Annotated in this window: 16 protein-coding genes; 14 read left to right on the top strand and 2 right to left on the bottom strand. The window is 64.3% G+C overall.

Translation table 11 applies throughout. The features are described 5' to 3' along the window. Position 1 precedes the first annotated feature (1 nt). Genes XI02_RS40985 through XI02_RS40945 form a run of 9 tightly spaced genes read left to right on the top strand, consistent with a single transcriptional unit; the run spans position 2 to position 6,503 of the window. The gene (locus XI02_RS40985; RefSeq protein WP_016845241.1) at positions 2-1,213 is read left to right on the top strand and encodes a type II secretion system F family protein; all 1,212 of its coding nucleotides are present in this window, start codon (positions 2-4) and stop codon (positions 1,211-1,213) included. 17 nt (positions 1,214-1,230) lie between these two features. Next, entirely contained in the window at positions 1,231-1,746 is a 516-nt protein-coding gene (gene gspG, locus XI02_RS40980; RefSeq protein WP_016845242.1) for a type II secretion system major pseudopilin GspG, read from the top strand. Between the two features lie 15 nt (positions 1,747-1,761). Beyond that, a complete protein-coding gene (locus XI02_RS40975; protein WP_172646664.1) occupies positions 1,762-2,226 on the top strand; it encodes a type II secretion system protein in 465 nt (154 codons plus the stop codon). Beyond that, positions 2,192-2,611 (top strand): prepilin-type N-terminal cleavage/methylation domain-containing protein, encoded by a 420-nt coding sequence (locus tag XI02_RS40970; protein WP_240536811.1) that lies wholly within the window; start codon positions 2,192-2,194, stop codon positions 2,609-2,611. The genes XI02_RS40975 and XI02_RS40970 overlap by 35 nt, the downstream gene beginning before the upstream one ends. Continuing rightward, a complete protein-coding gene (locus XI02_RS40965; protein ID WP_016845245.1) occupies positions 2,608-3,315 on the top strand; it encodes a type II secretion system protein J in 708 nt (235 codons plus the stop codon). The genes XI02_RS40970 and XI02_RS40965 overlap by 4 nt, the downstream gene beginning before the upstream one ends. Then, positions 3,315-4,229: a general secretion pathway protein GspK gene (locus XI02_RS40960; protein WP_194483298.1), complete on the top strand. Its 915-nt coding sequence runs from the start codon at positions 3,315-3,317 to the stop codon at positions 4,227-4,229. Before XI02_RS40965 ends, XI02_RS40960 begins: the two co-directional genes overlap by 1 nt. Further along, a complete protein-coding gene (locus XI02_RS40955) occupies positions 4,229-5,299 on the top strand; it encodes a PilN domain-containing protein (RefSeq protein ID WP_172649030.1) in 1,071 nt (356 codons plus the stop codon). Before XI02_RS40960 ends, XI02_RS40955 begins: the two co-directional genes overlap by 1 nt. Continuing rightward, entirely contained in the window at positions 5,296-5,859 is a 564-nt protein-coding gene (gene gspM / locus XI02_RS40950) for a type II secretion system protein GspM (protein ID WP_244980924.1), read from the top strand. Before XI02_RS40955 ends, gspM begins: the two co-directional genes overlap by 4 nt. After that, the gene (locus tag XI02_RS40945) at positions 5,859-6,503 is read left to right on the top strand and encodes a hypothetical protein (protein ID WP_245163909.1); all 645 of its coding nucleotides are present in this window, start codon (positions 5,859-5,861) and stop codon (positions 6,501-6,503) included. The genes gspM and XI02_RS40945 overlap by 1 nt, the downstream gene beginning before the upstream one ends. 20 nt (positions 6,504-6,523) lie before the next feature. Here the strand turns inward: XI02_RS40945 and XI02_RS40940 are convergent, their stop codons facing one another. Then, a complete protein-coding gene (locus tag XI02_RS40940; RefSeq protein WP_172646667.1) occupies positions 6,524-7,015 on the bottom strand; it encodes an A24 family peptidase in 492 nt (163 codons plus the stop codon). Positions 7,016-7,258: 243 nt separating this feature from the next. Between XI02_RS40940 and XI02_RS40935 the strand changes: the two genes are divergently transcribed. The 4 genes from XI02_RS40935 to XI02_RS40920 all read left to right on the top strand — a co-directional run bounded on the left by XI02_RS40935 (position 7,259) and on the right by XI02_RS40920 (position 12,521). Further along, positions 7,259-8,044 (top strand): EfeM/EfeO family lipoprotein, encoded by a 786-nt coding sequence (locus XI02_RS40935; RefSeq protein WP_172646668.1) that lies wholly within the window; start codon positions 7,259-7,261, stop codon positions 8,042-8,044. Then, positions 8,041-9,417, top strand: a complete 1,377-nt coding sequence (locus XI02_RS40930; protein ID WP_172646669.1) for a cytochrome c peroxidase — start codon at positions 8,041-8,043, stop codon at positions 9,415-9,417. The genes XI02_RS40935 and XI02_RS40930 overlap by 4 nt, the downstream gene beginning before the upstream one ends. A gap of 235 nt (positions 9,418-9,652) precedes the next feature. Further along, positions 9,653-11,716: a phospholipase C gene (locus XI02_RS40925; RefSeq protein WP_244980925.1), complete on the top strand. Its 2,064-nt coding sequence runs from the start codon at positions 9,653-9,655 to the stop codon at positions 11,714-11,716. Between the two features lie 118 nt (positions 11,717-11,834). Next, the gene (locus XI02_RS40920) at positions 11,835-12,521 is read left to right on the top strand and encodes a hypothetical protein (RefSeq protein WP_244980926.1); all 687 of its coding nucleotides are present in this window, start codon (positions 11,835-11,837) and stop codon (positions 12,519-12,521) included. A gap of 12 nt (positions 12,522-12,533) precedes the next feature. Here the strand turns inward: XI02_RS40920 and XI02_RS40915 are convergent, their stop codons facing one another. Further along, positions 12,534-13,964, bottom strand: a complete 1,431-nt coding sequence (locus XI02_RS40915; protein ID WP_172646671.1) for a cytochrome c peroxidase — start codon at positions 13,962-13,964, stop codon at positions 12,534-12,536. Positions 13,965-14,270: 306 nt separating this feature from the next. Here XI02_RS40915 and XI02_RS40910 point away from each other — a divergent pair, with 306 nt between their 5' ends. Beyond that, a complete protein-coding gene (locus tag XI02_RS40910) occupies positions 14,271-16,034 on the top strand; it encodes an alkaline phosphatase family protein (RefSeq protein ID WP_172646672.1) in 1,764 nt (587 codons plus the stop codon). The last annotated feature ends 28 nt before the right edge of the window (positions 16,035-16,062 follow it).

Raw genomic sequence — 16,062 nt, 5'->3', positions numbered from 1 at the left:
CGTGCCGAATTATCGCTATCGCGCTTTGACCCAGGCCGGCGAGATCGTGAACGGCACGATCTCCGCCCCGACCGCGGCCGAGGTGGCGCGGCGGATCGAATATCTCAAGCTGCTGCCGATCGAGACCACCGAGGACAAGCGCGCATCCGGCGCCGCCGGCAGCCGCAGCCTGTTCGGCGGGCCGAGCGCGGCCGAGGTCACCACGTTCACGCGCGATCTCGCGCTGCTGCTCAAGGCCGGTGCGCGGCTCGACGATGCCTTGGAGCTTTTGTCCGGCGACGCCGATGTCGGCCGGATGCGTCCGGTGGTGGCGAAAATTCGCGCCGCCCTGCTCACCGGCGAGAGCTTTGCCGACGCGGTCGCCGATCATCCAACCCTGTTCCAGCCGATGTACATCGCCCTGGTCCGGGTCGGCGAAATCTCCGGCACGCTCGATTCCGTGCTGGAGATGCTGGGCACCGAGCGCGCGCGGTCCGAGCAGATGCGGCGCAAGCTGACCGACGCCATGCAGTATCCGGCCTTCGTGCTGGTCGCGGCATCCGGCGTGATGCTGTTCTTCCTGCTGTTCGTGCTGCCGCAATTCTCGACCGTGCTCGGCGATTTCGGCGGCAAGTCGGACACGGCGCTCGCCAGCTTCATCGCGGTGTCGGATTTCCTTCGCGCCAATGCCACCGCGGCGAGCCTGATCAGCGCGGCCACGATTGCGCTCGCATGGTGGCTGCTGCGGCAGGCGCGCGTCCGCGCCGCCCTGGTCAACGCCATCTCGCGTGTGCCGGGTATCAGCAGCGCCTTCCAGTTCTATCGCGCCAGCCTGTTCTGCCGCAACCTCGGTGTCCTGCTCGGCAGCGGCGTCAACCTCACCGCGGCGTTGCGCATCCTGGTCGACATCATGTCAGTGACCGGAAGCGAGGCGAACTGGACCGCGGCGGCCGACCGCGTTCGCCATGGCGGCAAATTATCGGAAGCACTCGCCGTGGCGGACAGCTTGCCGCCGATGGCGGTCCGCATGCTGCGGCTCGGTGAAGAGACCGGGCAGCTGCCGGTGCTGGCCGGGCGGGTCGCGGAATTCTACGAAGCAAAATTGCAGCGCAGCCTGGACCGGGTCGTCGGCATCGTCGGTCCGCTGGCGATCATCACGATCAGCACCGTGGTCGGCGGACTGATCGTGTCGGTCATGACGGCGCTGCTCTCGGTCACGCAGCTAGTCGGTTAGAGCAGGGGTCATCGGCCATGATATCGCGCAACACCATCATAAAGGCATTCGCCACGCGGGCGGGACGCGCTCGCACAACGTCGCAAAGCCAGAGGCGTTCGGGGCAGGAGGGCTTCACGCTGGTCGAGATGCTGGTCGTGATCGCGATCATCGGCCTGATCATGGGGCTGATCGGCCCGCGCGTGCTCAACTATCTCAGCGAATCCAAGGTCAAGACCGCGCGCATTCAGCTGCAGAGCTTCTCCAGCGCGCTCGACCTGTTCTATCTCGACGCCGGGCGCTTCCCGTCGACGGCTGAGGGCCTTGCCGCGCTGGTCCGGCGCACGCCGGGAGTCGCGGCCTGGAACGGCCCGTATCTGAAGGGGGGCAACGTTCCGAACGATCCCTGGAACCATCCTTATCTCTATCGCTCGCCGGGCGAACACGGGCCGTATGACATCGTCTCCTACGGCTCCGATGGTCAGGAGGGCGGCAGCGGCACCTCCGCCGACATCTCGCTCGAGAAGACCACCGCCGCCAACAACGACCAGTAAGGATGCATGGCAGGCATGAACGACGCGATGCAGCGCGGTTTCACCCTGCTCGAGATGGTGTGTGTGCTCGCCATCGTCGCGCTGCTGGCGGCCGTGCTGCTTCCGTTCATTCCGCACCAGACCTCGCGATCGCGCCTGCAGGCCTATGCGTTGCAGACCGCAACACTGCTGAAGGCCGATCGCAATGCGGCCATCGAGCGCAGCACCAGCGTTGCGACGCTGGTCGATGCACCGAGCCGGGTGATCCACTCCGGCGCGTCGCGCATGACGGTGCGGATCCCCGAGGACGTGCGGTTCGATGCCGTGCTGCCGCAGAGCTGTCAACGCCGCGCCGCACTGTCGACCATCCGCTTCTTCGCCAATGGCGGTTCCTGCGGCGGCTCCATCGCGCTGACGCGGCTCGATGCGGGATACGAGGTTCGCGTCAACTCGCTTACCGGAAGGGTTGAAATCGTTGCTCGCGACGTCGCCGCCAACTAACCGCCGGGAAGCGGGGTTCACCATCATCGAGGTGCTGGTGGCGCTGGCGCTGGTGGCTGTCTCGATCGTTGCGATCGGCGCCGTCATGGGCGTCAAGACGCGCGGCGTGCGGGCGCTCGAGCAGCACGTGGCGCTGATGCAGGCGGTGCGCACCTTGATGACGGTCGGCATCCCGCCCCGCGCGGAATTGCAGTCGGGCACCTCGACAGGGCAGGCGGAAGGCTACCGCTGGACCATCGACGTCGCTCCGCTCGGCGGCGACTGGAAGGTGCCCGAGGGCAATGTGCCATGGGCTCCGGAGCTGGTGCGCATTCGCGTCAAATCTCCGGGCGGCGCGCTGTCCGACATTCGCACCGTGCGCCTGATGCCGAGGTCGTCGGAATGACCCGGGCAAGGGCAGACCAGCGAACGGGCGAGCGCGGCTTCACGCTGATCGAGACCATCGTCGCGCTGGCGCTGATGGGGCTGTTGCTGTCGGCGCTCGCCAGCATCACGGCGCAATGGCTGCCGAGCTGGAACAGGGGCCTCGATCGGATCCAGCGCAGCGAATTGATCGGGATCGCGCTGGAACGGATCGGCGCCGATCTTGCCGCCGCGGAGTTCGTTGCCGCCAACCGCGACAGCCACAAGCCGCTGTTCGACGGATCGGAATTGTCCGTGATGTTCGTGCGCACATCGGTGGGGCCGAATGCGGGGCCGGGGCTCGACGTGGTGCGTCTTGGCGAGACGCGCGATCGCGGCGAGTTTGTCACGGTTCGCACGCAGACGCGCTTCACGCCGCTGGCCGACGGGGTGTCGCTGTCGGAGCAGGTCCATCTCGGCAGCCCGGTGGTGCTGCTGCGTGCGCCCTATCGGCTGTCGTTCGCCTATGCCGGCGCTGACCGGGCCTGGAGGAGCGCGTGGAAGGACGCCGACAGGCTGCCGGCGATGATCCGGCTGACGGTGCGCGATGCGGCGAGCCAGCGCGTCCTGTCGGTTTCGACCATCGCGCCGGTCCATGTCCAGATTCCGAGCGACTGCACCAAGCCGGACGGCAATTGCGGCGACAAGCAGAGTTCCGGCAGTCCCACCGATCAGGGGAAGACGTGATGCGCGCGTCCAGCAATATCGGCCGATCGCCGGCCAATCGCGGCTTCGTCATCGTTGCCGTGCTCTGGATCCTGCTGGCGCTGTCGTCGCTGGCGATCATCTTCTCGACCTATCTGGCTGCGTCGGCGCGCGCGCTGGCGGCCAGCGACCTTTCGTTGCAGACCGAGGCGCTGGTGTCGGCCGGGCTCGAGCTCACGGCCTATCAGCTGACGCTGACGGACGAGAAGACGAGGCCGCAGTACGGGGCGTTTCAGTTCGGGCTGGACGATGCCAGCGTCGGCGTCACCTTCACGTCGGAGGCCGGCCGCCTGGATCTGAACTACGCGTCGAAGGAGATGCTGATCGGCCTGTTCGTCGTGCTCGGCGCCAGGAAGGACGCCGCCGCCGAATATGCCGACCGGATCGCCGGCTGGCGAACCCGGCCCGCGCCGGGCAGCGAGAATGTGGAGGCGGCACGCTACAACGCGCTTGGCTATTCGCCGAGGCAGGGGCTGTTCACCCATGTCAACGAGCTGGCGCTGGTCGCCGGCATCCCCGAAGCGTTTGTCGATCGCGTGTTGCCGTTCGTGACGGTGTTCAACGGCGGTCCGGATGTTGATCCGACCATCGCCGCGCCGGAAGTCGCCCTCGCCGTCGATAAGGCATCGGGGAAGGACCAGGACGGCTTCGGGACGCGTCCGGCTTCGCCGAACGGCATTGCCGCAGCCGCGCAGGCCCCAAACCAGCAAAGCGCGGCATCGACGGCGCAAAGCCCGTGCTACCGGATCGCAATCTCGATCCGCTTCCGCAACGGTCACCGCACCACATCCGAGGCGGTGATCGCACTCGGCGACAAGGTCGAGCCCTATCGGGTGTTGTCCTGGCAAAACGATGTCGAGCCGCGAAACCCGGTTCTGCCGCGCAGGAGAGGATGATGGCAATGCTTGCCGAAGCACGGCAATGGTTCGAGCAATGGATCGGCGCGGTCGCGACCGCCGTCGACGGCGTCGCCGGCAGGTTTATGCGCCGGCGCAGCATCGAGCTCGACGAGAATGGCGACGGCACGTTCACCGCGCGCCTCGCGGTCTCGAAGGATGGCTCGCCTTCGCCGGTTTCGTTCCGGCTTGATCACGATGCGCCGCAGCCCCCGCTGCCGGCCGACTGGAAGATCGCGTTCGACGGCAGCCGTATCGAGGTGCGATTGCGATCGGATCAGATCGTCAGCCGCGTGCTCGATTTCCCGAGCCAGGCAAGCGACTTCCTCGACGGCATGATCCGCGCGCAGGTCGACCGGCTGACACCATGGAGCGCCGCGGATGCCGTCTTTGGCTGGAGTTCGCCGCAGCCTATCGCCAACGAGCGCATTGAAGTCGCGTTCGGCGCGACCGCGGCGACGAAGGTCGATCCGTTGATCCGGATGGCGAGGATGCTCGGCGCCGCCTCCGTGGCGGTTTCGGCGCCGGCGGTTGGTGGCGACGGCGTCGCGCAGCAGGTGACGCTGCTCGACAAGTCGCTGCGCGGCCTTGCCGGGCCTTCGGTTCCGCGCCTGTTGCGCGTCGGCCTGGTCTCGACGGCGGCCGCGGCCGCGGTCTCGCTGCTGCTGAACATCTATCTCGGCGGGTGGCTGCAATCAGAGCAGGACGACCTGCAACACCGGATCGCCCAGCGCCGCGCCGCGCTGCGTCTCGATGCCAATGGCGACTCGTCCGGGCTCGGCCTGCTGGCCAAGCGCAAGCAGACGACGCCGTCGAGCGTCATGGTTATGGAAGCGGTCTCGCGCGTGCTGCCCGACACGACCTATGTGACGGAGCTCCGCATCGAGGGCAACAAGGTGCAGGTGGTGGGACTGACCCAGGATGCGCCGTCCCTGATCCGCCTGCTCGAGCAGTCACCGCAATTCACCCGCGCGACGTTCTTCGCGCCGACGACGCGCGCGGCGAATGAATCGGCCGAGCGGTTCCACGTCGAGGCCAACATCTCAGCCTATTTTGGGGCCGGCTCATGAGCGCAGCATCCCGATCGCTGACGGCTGTCAGCACCTCGCCAATGGTCGCGGCCGCGAGCTATCTCGGCCTGTTCGTGCTGCTGCTCTTTGTCATCATCTCATCGCTCTCGGACATCATCGGCCTGCGCAGCGATGTCGCGGCAGCGGCCGGAATGCTGGAGCAACTGGAGGGGCGATCCAGGGCGAATACCGCGCCCGGTCAACCCGCGATGCCGACCGGCTCGGCCTATCTCGAGGGGGCGACCGTCACGGTCGCCGGCGCCACCTTGCTGCAACGTGTGTCGGGGGCGGTGATCAAGGCCGGCGGCAATGTGCTGTCGACGCAGCTCGATGTTCCGAACGCGCCGGCCAAGGCCGGCTTCATCAGCATGGTCGCGAGCAGCGAGATCGAGCAGGCGCAATTGCAGCAGGTGCTCTACGATCTGGAAGCCGGCATGCCGTTCCTGTTCATCGACCAGCTGGTCGTGCAACCCGTCGCCGACGAGGCCGCCAAGGGCGCCGATCCCGGCAAGCTGCGCGTGCTGCTCGGCGTCTCCGGACAATGGCGAGGAGCCAAATGATGCGGCGCTTCGCAGCGACCATCGTGTTGTTGGCGGTGTCGGCCTATTCGGCGCCGGCTGCGGTGCCTGCCCCATCCGGCGATGCGTTGGACGCCGGGATGCTCGACGACACCCGTCTCGGCGGACCGGTGCTGAGTTCACCGCCACCGTCCGAACCGGCGACGTCGGTCCGGGTGGTTCCGTCGCCGGCACCGACGCCCCGGCCGCTCAGTGCAAATCCGTTATGGGGCATCCCGCTCAAGACGCTGTCCAACACGCGCGACCGCCCGGTGTTCTCGCCGTCGCGGCGGCCTCCGCCCGCCGTCGTTGCGGAACCGGAGGTCAGCAAGCCAGCGCCGGCGCCGCCGCGCAAGGTCGCGATCGAGCCACCGCCGCTGTCGCTGGTCGGCACGATCGCGGGAGATGACGAAAGCTTCGGGATCTTTCTCGATCAATCGACCAAGACGGCGCTGCGGCTGAAGATCGGCGATGACTTCCAGGGTTGGAAGCTGCGGACCATCAACGGACGCGAAGTCACGATGCAGAAGGACGATCAGGGGGCGGTACTCACATTGCCTCAGCCCGGCGGTGATGAGAGCGGCGATGTCCGCCTCGTTCCGGTCAGCACGGAGAGGAAGCCCTTGGCTGCGCGGCGCCAGATGTGATGGCGCGTCGGAGCGAGATGCTAGTTCAACGCGAGCCAGCTCTGAAGCGCCGGCGTCACGAGAAGCCCGAGCGCCAGAAACGGGCCGAACGGGATTGAGGTCTGGCGCTTCATCTCGTGACCGGCGAGTTGCAGACCACCGGCAACACCGAGCGCCGCGAGTGCCGCGATCAGCAGCAAGGTCGGAACACCTGTCGCACCGACCCAGATCGCCGCGGCGGCAAGAAACTTGACGTCGCCAAGTCCCAATCCATCGACTTGCCGCAAGGCGAAGTAAACACGCTGCAACAGCAGGAACAGGATGCCGATCAGGACCGCGATTCCCATGGCGGTGAAGGCGGCCATCGTGCCTTCGGTGACGACGACGTTGGCGAGACCGAGCGCCGCGATCGCAAGGTTGAGCCAATTGGGAATGATGCCGTGGCGAAGATCGATCAGCGCGACGGCGCAGCAGAGTATGCAAAGCGCGCCGTAAGATCCGATAAGATAAAGAGCTTCGCGATCAATCTGCATGGCGACGGACAAGTGACAGGTGCGGGGCGTTGTGTTGCAACAACTCACGCGCGTTGAACAGTCCAATTTCAATCGGTCTACAGCAGCGCGAACGAGTTTGCGAGATTGTGATCGTCACCGACGCTGGCGAAGCAGAAAAGATGCGACAAAAAGTCCGCGCTGTCACAAATCCGCATAGGATACCGACAATAGTTCGCCCCGCTACATGCCGCGAGCCCTTCGTGGCAGACGAGTGGGTTGACTATGCACAAGATGCAGGTGGCGGCGTGCCTTGCTTTGCTGGCAGCGTTCGCAGGCGTGCGCGCCGCGAATGCCGGCGCTCTCGAGGAGGGCGCCGAGCGCTACCGACCATATTTGATCGAGGGTGTCGCCAGTGCGCTGACAGGCGCGCGCGCGCTGCGCGAGCGCGCCGCGGCGGCGGATTTGCCTGGAGCGAAGAAGGCCTGGCTGTCGGCGCGCGCCGGCTGGGAGCGCTCGGAGGTGTTCACCGCAGGCTTCGTGCCTGAGCTCGATGCGCAGATCGACGCCTGGCCGAACGCCGACAGCGGGTTCCATGCCATCGAGGCGAAACTGTTCGGAGCTGCCAGCACCGACGTTGCCGCCGATGCGACCGGCCTTGTCGAGCATCTGAACGATCTCCACGGCAAGCTCAAGGATATCAAGCTGACGCCGCAGGGCCTGCTGGATGGCACGGTGCGGCTCGCCTACGAGGTCGGAGAGAGCAAGGCCGATGGCGGCGAGTCGCGCATCAGCGGCACCTCGCTCGACGACATGCGCAACAACATCGCCGGCATCGATTTCGCCTACCACACGATCTTCTCGGCCGCGCTCAACACGGTCGACGGCAAGCTCGACGAGATGGTGACCAACCGGATTGAGCAGCTCGAAGCGATCGTCGCCACGCCCGACCTGCCGCATGTCAACATTGCCAATCTGCGCCAGACCAGCGAGGAACTGGTCGTTGCGTTGCAGAGCGCCTCGGCAAAGCTCGGGCTGCAACGGCCGACCCTGGAGGCCCAGGCGCGATGAGATCGCTTCACCTGCGTCTGGCTGCGCTGCTCTCCGGTGTCATCGCCCTGGCACTGCTCGGGCGTGCGGTGGCGTTTCCGGTCGACGGTGACAAGACCGTGCTGCCTGTTGCGACCGAGCTGAACGAGGATGCGCTCGACAAGCCGCGCGAGGTGTTCCAGTCCGAGCGGACCGGAGCCAAGTCCTATCTGGTGAATCTCGGCGATCTCGCGTTCAATTCGCCGGGGCTGCTCGGTGATGTGGCGCGGCAGGCCGGCGTGAGCTGCGGCACCTGCCACGTCAATGGCGCGAACAACGCCAAATTCTTCATCCCGAAGATGTCGAGCCGGCCCGGCACGTTCGACACCACCGGTCCGCTGTTCAATCCGAAGGCCAACAATCTGGCGTTCGATCCCGTGCGGATCCCGAGCCTGCGCGGCGCCCGCTATCTTGCGCCCTACGGCGCAGACGGCCGCTTCGCCTCGCTGCGCGACTTCGTCCACAACGTCATCACCAGCGAGTTCGCAGGTCCGGAGCCGTCGCCGGCAACGCTCGATGCGATCGTGGCGTATATTCACGACATCGACTTCCTGCCCAATCCGAGCCTTGGTCCCGCCGGACGGCTGGCCGGCAAGATCACCGACGCGGAGCGCCGCGGCGAAGCGCTGTTCGCGAAGCCGTTCCCGCACGATCCATCATTGAGCTGCGCGGGATGCCACGTTCCGTCGTCCGGCTTCGTCGATCACCAGCAGCACGACATCGGTTCCGGCGGCCTGTTCAAGACGCCGACGCTGCGCAACGCCGACTTCAACGCGCCGTACTTTCACGACGGCCGCTTCGACAACTACAACCAGATTGTCGACTATTTCGACCGGACCTTTCAGCTCGATCTCTCGGCGCAGGACAAGGACGACCTCGTTGCCTACCTCACGGCGGTGGGCGATGGCGTGCAGCCCTATGAGCGCGACGGTGCCGGTGCAACGCTGAAAGAGATCAACGATTTCTCGACGGTGCTCGCGACTGCGATTCCTGCCGGCGACAAGGACATCGTCGCACTTGCGGTCGATACGATCGGCCGCGAACTGCGCGAGTTGACCGAGCAATATCCCGATCGCAAGAACACCAGCGTCTCGGGCGGCGAGCAGCAGCGCGTACTTGCGCGCAACGGCCTCAAGGAGCTCGTGCTCACGCTGCGGCGAATCGAGATGGCGGTTGCGGCAGGGCGCAACGCGGATGCCGCAACCGAGTTCAGGAATTATCGCAATCTGATGGCCGCTGCAGTGCCTGCGCTGTTGGCCAGCGCCGAGCCATGGTCGCTATTCAATCAAGACGTGCATGATCAGCACTATACTGCGCTTCGCCAGGTGATGCGCTCCAAGCACCTTTCGCACTGATTGCGTTGCCTTGCAGCGATTTTGCGATCTGCGGCGTAGCGCGGATGCTCGATCAATTTTCTATCATTGATTGCATAGTTGAATCGTGGAGATGCGGCGCAGCGGCGGGTGTCTCCACAGAAAATATTTGAACGTTTCGAAATTTCTTGCGCGCTTTCATGTAAGCGAAAACCATGCGTCATATTGTCGCACTAAGCAGTGTGTGTTGCTAACCGCAAACACCCTGAGGTCGACAATGAGTTTGAATTACAAAAAGCACTGGCGAACCAGCACCGCGCTCTGCATCGCGTCAACGGTGCTCGTCGCAACAGCCGCCTATGCCGCGCACTATCCGGGCGGCCGCAGTGATTGGGACAAGCGTTCGCATCACAATCAACAGACGCACGAAGAGGGCATTCGTGCGAACCACGAGGACCATGAAAATCATGGTGACAAGGATCACGGCGACAAGGTGAAGACCGCTACGCCCATCAAGCACGTCATCATTCTGATCGGCGAGAACCGCGGCCTGGATCACACCTTCGGTGTGTACAAGCCGAAGGGCAAGGGGCAGACCATCTCCAACCTGTTGTCGAAGGGCATCGTCAACGAGGACGGAACACCGGGACCGAACTTTGTGCAGGCGCAGCAATACTCGGTCGCGGGCCAGACGGCCTATTATATCGGTGCGCCGACCATCTCGAAGTCGCCCTACAACGCGACCAATGTGATGCCGCAGCCGAACACCAACGGCACGCCGACCGCGCAAAGCGACACGTCACCTCCATTCAAGACGATCACCGAGGCCAACGTCGAGATGGACATGGATTCGGCGGATCTCGACATCCTCACCACCGGCTTCAGCGGCCTGCCGACAGGTGTGCTCGATACCCGCGTTCCCGGCGCCGGCGGCCTGAACGGACCGTTCCCGCTGCAGGGCGAGCAGATCAGCGACGACGACTACACCGGCGACTCGACCCATCGCTTCTATCAGGACTGGCAGCAGGAAGACTGCAGCGCCACCAACGCCACCAAGAAGAACAATTCGGGCTGCCTGAACGACTTGTTCCCGTTCGTGATGGCAACCTATTCGGCGTCCAACAAGAGCATGGCCAACTCGATGGGCTTCTACAACGCCCAGCAGGGCCAGGCCCCGGTCCTGAAAATGCTCGCCGACCGCTTCACCCTGAGCGACAACTTCCACCAGTCGTTCCACGGAGGCACCGGCGCCAACCACTTCATGATCGGCACCGGCGATGCGGAGTTCTGGAGCGACGGCAAGGGCAACCCGGTGACGCCGCCGGCCAACCTGATCGCCAATCCGAACCCGGTTTCGGGCTCGGTCAACCGCTACACCGTCGACGGCAATTGGAGCAATTGCTCCGATGTCTTCCAGCCCGGCGTGAAGCCGATCGTCACCTACCTCAACAATCTGCCGTACGCGGCGGAGCCAAACTGCAAGCCCAACCACTACTACATGCTCAACAACGTCAACCCGGGCTATCTGCCGAACGGCGCGCTGTCGGGCGGCAACAACGTGCCGCCGTCGTCGGTTCGCACGATCGGCGATGCGCTCATGGAGAAGAACATCTCCTGGGCGTTCTATGGCGGCGCGTTTAACGACGCCGTGGCGCTTTCCAACGCCGCGGTTGCCGCCAATCCGTCGAACCCGAACCTCAGCGCCGCTGCGGTCGCCGATCCGGCGCACGCGCTCGGTGTTGCCTACTGCCAGATCTGCAATCCGTTCCAGTATGCGACCTCGATCATGGCCAACCCGGCCGTGCGTCAGGCTCACATGAAGGACACTGCCGATCTGATCACGGCGATCCAGAACAACACGCTGCCTGCGGTGTCATTCGGCAAGCCGGACGGCCTGCTCGACGGTCATCCGCAGAGCTCGAAGGTTGATCTGTTCGAGGCCTATGTCCTGAACGTGCTCAACTCGCTGGACAACAATCCGGAGCTGAAGGCTGAAACCGCGGTCTTCATCACCTGGGACGAGGCCGGCGGCTATTGGGACTCCGGCTACCAGCAGTCCATCGACTTCTTCGGCGACGGACCGCGCATTCCGACCCTGATCCTTTCGCCCTATTCGACGGGCGGCAAGGTCAACCACAACTACGCCGACCACGTTTCGCTGCTGAAGTTCATCGAACGCAACTGGGCTCTCCAGCCGATCACGAACCGCAGCCGCGATAACCTGCCGAACCCGACCTACTCGAAGAACAACGAGTACGTTCCGACCAACAGCCCGGCATTGTCTGACTTGTTCGACGCGTTCGACTTCAGCAAGCCGGTCACGTTGTCCTACACCGAGTGATCAAGCTCTCGCCGACAGCGAGGCCTTGATTCCATCCGAGGCCGGCGCCGATCGAACCAATGGTTCGGTCGGCGCCGTCATGTTCTGTCCCCACCACCTGATCGACCGGAGACATGCGATGAAGCGCAACGAGAAGATATGCTCGATCAGCAGCAGCGTCGCGGCCGGGCTGCTTGCCGTCGCCATCCTGGCCGGCGCGGCGATCCCGGTCATGGGGCAGCAGTTTTCCGCCGACCTCGTCGCGAACAAGGACGATGCGGCAGCCGCCATGGGAGCCTTGCGGGTCTCCGGCGCAAAAGCACGGATCGAGACAAGCGCGCTGCCCGACGGCTTCTTCCTGATCGATACGCGCAAGCCCGCAGCCTATTTCGTCCGTCCGGCGGCACGGGTTTACATGGACGCGCGGCAATCGAGCCCGCTCACCCGGATGTTCATTCCGGTCGATCCGGATGATCCCTGCCGGCAATGGCTGGCGATGGCGCAGCTGTCCGCGCCGATTGACCTCGCGACGTGGCACTGCCAACGCGATGGAGAGGAAACCATCGCGGGGCACGACACCGACGTCTTTCGAATCGCCGCGCCGTCCGGCTTGAGTTTTGTCGGCTGGATCGACCGAGCGCGCAGATTTCCGGTGCGGATCAAGACCGCGGATGGCACCGTGATCGCTGCCGATCACATCCGCGACGAGCCGCAGCCGGCGCAGACGTTTGAAATTCCCGCAGGCTTGCGCAAGTTCGACCCGCAAGCGCTGATCCGTCGGATCCAGCAGAGCGATGTGTGGGTTGAGCCGCCGGCTTCGGAGTGAGCACGCCGTACGTCACTGCGACTGCTGGCTTGTTACCGGCAGGATCCGGCCGAGCGCCGTGTAGAGCGACTGATGCACGTTGCTGTTGAACAGCGACCAGGGTTCGGCCTTTTTCAGGGCGACGGGTACGTCGAAGTGCACCAGCTGCGCAAAGTTGCGATATTCGGTCATCGCATCGTCGATACGGCCGGCGGCGACGTCGAGATCGATGCGGCGCAGGGTGAGAACCAGGTCCTTCAGGATCGCGCGCGCCGCCAGCCGCTCGTCCTTGCCACCGACCGCGGTGTTCCTGATGTCCGGGATGCGCTCGGTCAGTTCGCGCAGCTCAGCCCCGACCCCGGTCACGGCCAGCGACACCACCGCAGTATCGGCAGCCGGGATCGCGACCTCGAGGACGCTCGAGAGCTCGAGTACCTCTTTCATCCGGAGCATAACGCCGTCCTTGTCGAACGGGCGTTCGCCGTCGCCGACCGCATTCAGATAAGCCACGAGGTCCTGGGTGTCCTGGGTCGACAGTTCGAGGTCGAACACGCGATCGAAATGATCGACCACCTGTTCATAGCTGTCGTAGCGGCCGTCGTGGAAATACGGGGCGTTGAAGTTGGCGTTCAGCAAAGTCGGCGTTTTGACCAGTCCACCGGATCCGACATCGTGGCGCATCTGGTCGTTGAAGGTGCTACCCGGAACATGACAACCGGCGCAGCTCAGCTCGGCCTGCTTCTGGAACGGCTTGAAGAACAGCGCCTCGCCGCGGCGCTCGGCCAGGCTCGCCTGCGCGGCAAGCCTGCCGCCGGGTGCAATCTTCGGATTGGGGAGGAAATCGATATCGTTGATATAGGCGACGAGGCCGTCGAGAACTTCGTCGCGCGGCTTCGGACCGGAAAATTCATTGACGATGACATTATAGACGAAGTCGCGCAGCGAGGTGATGCGCCCGTCATGTCCGTAGGGGGCGAGGAAGCGGGCGCCGCGCAGGCTCGGAATCCTGACCGGATCGAGGATGCTGTTGAACGTCTTCGCGTTGAAGACAAGGCTGGTCGTATCGAAGGTGCCGGGGCGCGAAGATGCGCCCGGAACGAACAGTTTCGGGTTCGATGCGCCATTGACGTGACAGGTGCCGCAGCTCATCTCCGCCTGACGCGCCTTGCCGCCCAGGATGGAAGGTGAGTTGAACGCGAGATCGCCGAGATTGACCAAATAGGACTTTCGCCCGCCGACGGCTTCGGAATGAAAGAGTTCGCGCGGACGCGCCAGCGCCTCCTCGGAAAATTCGGTGCCGGCCGGCAGCACGGTCTGGTCGCCGCCGAGCGGGAACGCCGTCGCGCGCAACGGGAGCAGGGCAACGACGAGCGCCAGCCACGCGATCCGTGCCGGTCTGACGCCACGATCGGCAGCTGTCGCACGATGGTTTCCGGAGCCGGATGCCAGAATATCCCAAGCCATTGCGCGAAAACGCCCCTGTCACAAATGCATATGCGCTGCCGTGCGTCGGAAGATGTCACGGAGGTGACAGTTTCCTGTCGGCAGGATCAATGACCATCTGACTGGATAGACGAATTTTGATTGCGGTTTGATGACGCTCGATCAGCGCACCGCAACGCAGTCTGCGTTCGACAGCATGAATGTCTGTTGGTGCGCGAACATCTTTCCGCGCGTTCGCGCGCGCGTCGAAAAACAGTCATTCCAGCGAAATGTGTTTTGCATAGCGTGTAGCTCCATTTCTATTTCTTTCTAAATCAGGAGAGCACTATGCGGCTTTGGGGAGCCATTCCGGCGCTCGCGGTTGTTGCTGGCGCCGTTGCCATCTCGCCGGTAGCAAACGCAGAGAATTTGGTCGAAAAGATCGTTGATGAGTTCAAGCACGAGATCAGGGACGAGCTGCGCGATCTGCGGGATCGCGGCCATGAAGGCGTGCATCAATACAAGCACATCGTCGTCATCTATCAGGAGAACCACAGCTTCGATAACCTCTACGGCCATTGGGGCGACGTCGGCCGCGACCGGATCAACGGCATATCCTATGCCGATCAGGCGCACACCCTGCAGGTTCGGCAGGACAACCAGACCGTCTATGCCTGCCTGCTGCAGAACGACGTCAACCTGACCTCTCCGTCGCCGCAACCGACGAGCTGCACCGACAATACGGGCACGGTCGCGATCCTGAGCGCCTTCAAGAACAAGCCGTTCGAGATCAACGAGTTCATTCCGACCTCGGCCACCACCTGCCCGAAGCCGCTCGGCGCTTTCGCGGCTCACGGTTTCCTCAACGGCACCGGCGCGCCCGGCGGCTGCACCGCGGACATCGTGCACCGCTTCTACAGCGAGCAGTATCAGCTCAACGGCGGCCGGCAGAACCGCTACATGACCGGCAGCGATGCGGCCGGTCTGGTGATGGGCTATTACGACACCAAGAAGCTGCCGATCTACGGCTATCTCCACGGCCACGGCGCGCCGAACTACATCATCGCCGACAGTTTCTTCCAGGGCGCGTTCGGCGGTTCGTTCCTCAACCACCAGTTCTTCGTCGCCGCCGCGGCGCCGCAGTTCGTCGGTGCCCTGAATGACGGCAGCGCCAACGACTTCCATTCGATCGTCGACGCCAACGGCATGCCGACCAGCACGCCGCTCTATACGCCGCTCTCGACCGTGAAGGATGCGCAGCTGACGGCGAAGTGCAATCAGGCCGGCCTGCCGGCGGGTCTCGCCTGCGGCGACTACGCGATCAACACCACGCAGCCGTTCTATCAGCCCTATTCGCCGGGAACCGCCGACATCAAGCGCCTGCCGCCGCTGCACACGCCGAACATCGGTGATCGGCTGTCGGCAAAGCGCGTTGATTGGGCCTGGTATTCGGGCGGCTGGTCGAACGCCAACGGCGACGTCGGCGCTTCGGGCTGGACCAACGGCAACGGCACGACCTGCACCGACCCGAACCATGTCTCCACGGCGGTGTTCCCGAATTGCCCGGACGTGGATTTCCAGTACCACCATCAGGCGTTCAACTACTTCGCCAACTACGCTCCCGGAACGCAGGCTCGCAAGGATCACCTGAAGGACGAGGCTGAGTTCATCCAGGCGGCCAGGACCGGCCGGCTGAAGCAGGTCAGCTTCATCAAGCCGATCGGCGAGGAGAACGAGCATCCGGGCTACACCAGCGAGTCCGAAGGCAGCCAGCATCTCGTCGATCTCGTCAAGGCGATCGTCGAGGGGCCGGATGGCAAGGACACGCTGATCGTCATCACCTATGACGAGTTCGGCGGACAGTGGGACCACGTTCCGCCGCCGCCGTTCAACCGTCATGGTGCCGAAGCCAAGGCTGCGGATCAGTGGGGCCCGGGCACCCGCATTCCGGCGCTCCTGATCGCCAAGTGCTTCAACAAGTCGGGCGTCGCGCATGAGGACTTCGACACCACGTCGATCCTCAAGATGCTCGAAAAGCGCTTCGACCTCGACCCGCTGGTGACGCGCCCGGTGCGCAGCCTCTCGGCGGCGCTGAAGGCCGGCGAGGGCTAGCATTAAACGAGAAGCGGTTCTGGTCCGC

The sequence above is a fragment of the Bradyrhizobium sp. CCBAU 21365 genome, from assembly GCF_015291305.1.
GTDB classification, from domain to species: Bacteria; Pseudomonadota; Alphaproteobacteria; order Rhizobiales; family Xanthobacteraceae; genus Bradyrhizobium; species Bradyrhizobium elkanii.
Note: the sequence above shows the minus strand (reverse complement) of the source record. Positions and strands in the feature narration are given on the sequence as shown.

Excerpts from the sequence above, each read along its gene's own strand:
- XI02_RS40935 (WP_172646668.1), top strand. The coding sequence starts at position 7,259 with ATGCACAAGATGCAGGTGGCGGCGTGCCTTGCTTTGCTGGCAGCGTTC.
- XI02_RS40955 (WP_172649030.1), top strand. The coding sequence starts at position 4,229 with ATGGCAATGCTTGCCGAAGCACGGCAATGGTTCGAGCAATGGATCGGC.
- gspG (WP_016845242.1), top strand. The coding sequence starts at position 1,231 with ATGATATCGCGCAACACCATCATAAAGGCATTCGCCACGCGGGCGGGA.
- XI02_RS40965 (WP_016845245.1), top strand. The coding sequence starts at position 2,608 with ATGACCCGGGCAAGGGCAGACCAGCGAACGGGCGAGCGCGGCTTCACG.
- XI02_RS40960 (WP_194483298.1), top strand. The coding sequence starts at position 3,315 with ATGCGCGCGTCCAGCAATATCGGCCGATCGCCGGCCAATCGCGGCTTC.
- XI02_RS40915 (WP_172646671.1), bottom strand. The coding sequence starts at position 13,964 with ATGGCTTGGGATATTCTGGCATCCGGCTCCGGAAACCATCGTGCGACA.
- XI02_RS40910 (WP_172646672.1), top strand. The coding sequence starts at position 14,271 with ATGCGGCTTTGGGGAGCCATTCCGGCGCTCGCGGTTGTTGCTGGCGCC.
- XI02_RS40940 (WP_172646667.1), bottom strand. The coding sequence starts at position 7,015 with ATGCAGATTGATCGCGAAGCTCTTTATCTTATCGGATCTTACGGCGCG.
- XI02_RS40975 (WP_172646664.1), top strand. The coding sequence starts at position 1,762 with ATGAACGACGCGATGCAGCGCGGTTTCACCCTGCTCGAGATGGTGTGT.
- XI02_RS40920 (WP_244980926.1), top strand. The coding sequence starts at position 11,835 with ATGAAGCGCAACGAGAAGATATGCTCGATCAGCAGCAGCGTCGCGGCC.
- XI02_RS40930 (WP_172646669.1), top strand. The coding sequence starts at position 8,041 with ATGAGATCGCTTCACCTGCGTCTGGCTGCGCTGCTCTCCGGTGTCATC.
- XI02_RS40945 (WP_245163909.1), top strand. The coding sequence starts at position 5,859 with ATGCGGCGCTTCGCAGCGACCATCGTGTTGTTGGCGGTGTCGGCCTAT.
- gspM (WP_244980924.1), top strand. The coding sequence starts at position 5,296 with ATGAGCGCAGCATCCCGATCGCTGACGGCTGTCAGCACCTCGCCAATG.
- XI02_RS40925 (WP_244980925.1), top strand. The coding sequence starts at position 9,653 with ATGAGTTTGAATTACAAAAAGCACTGGCGAACCAGCACCGCGCTCTGC.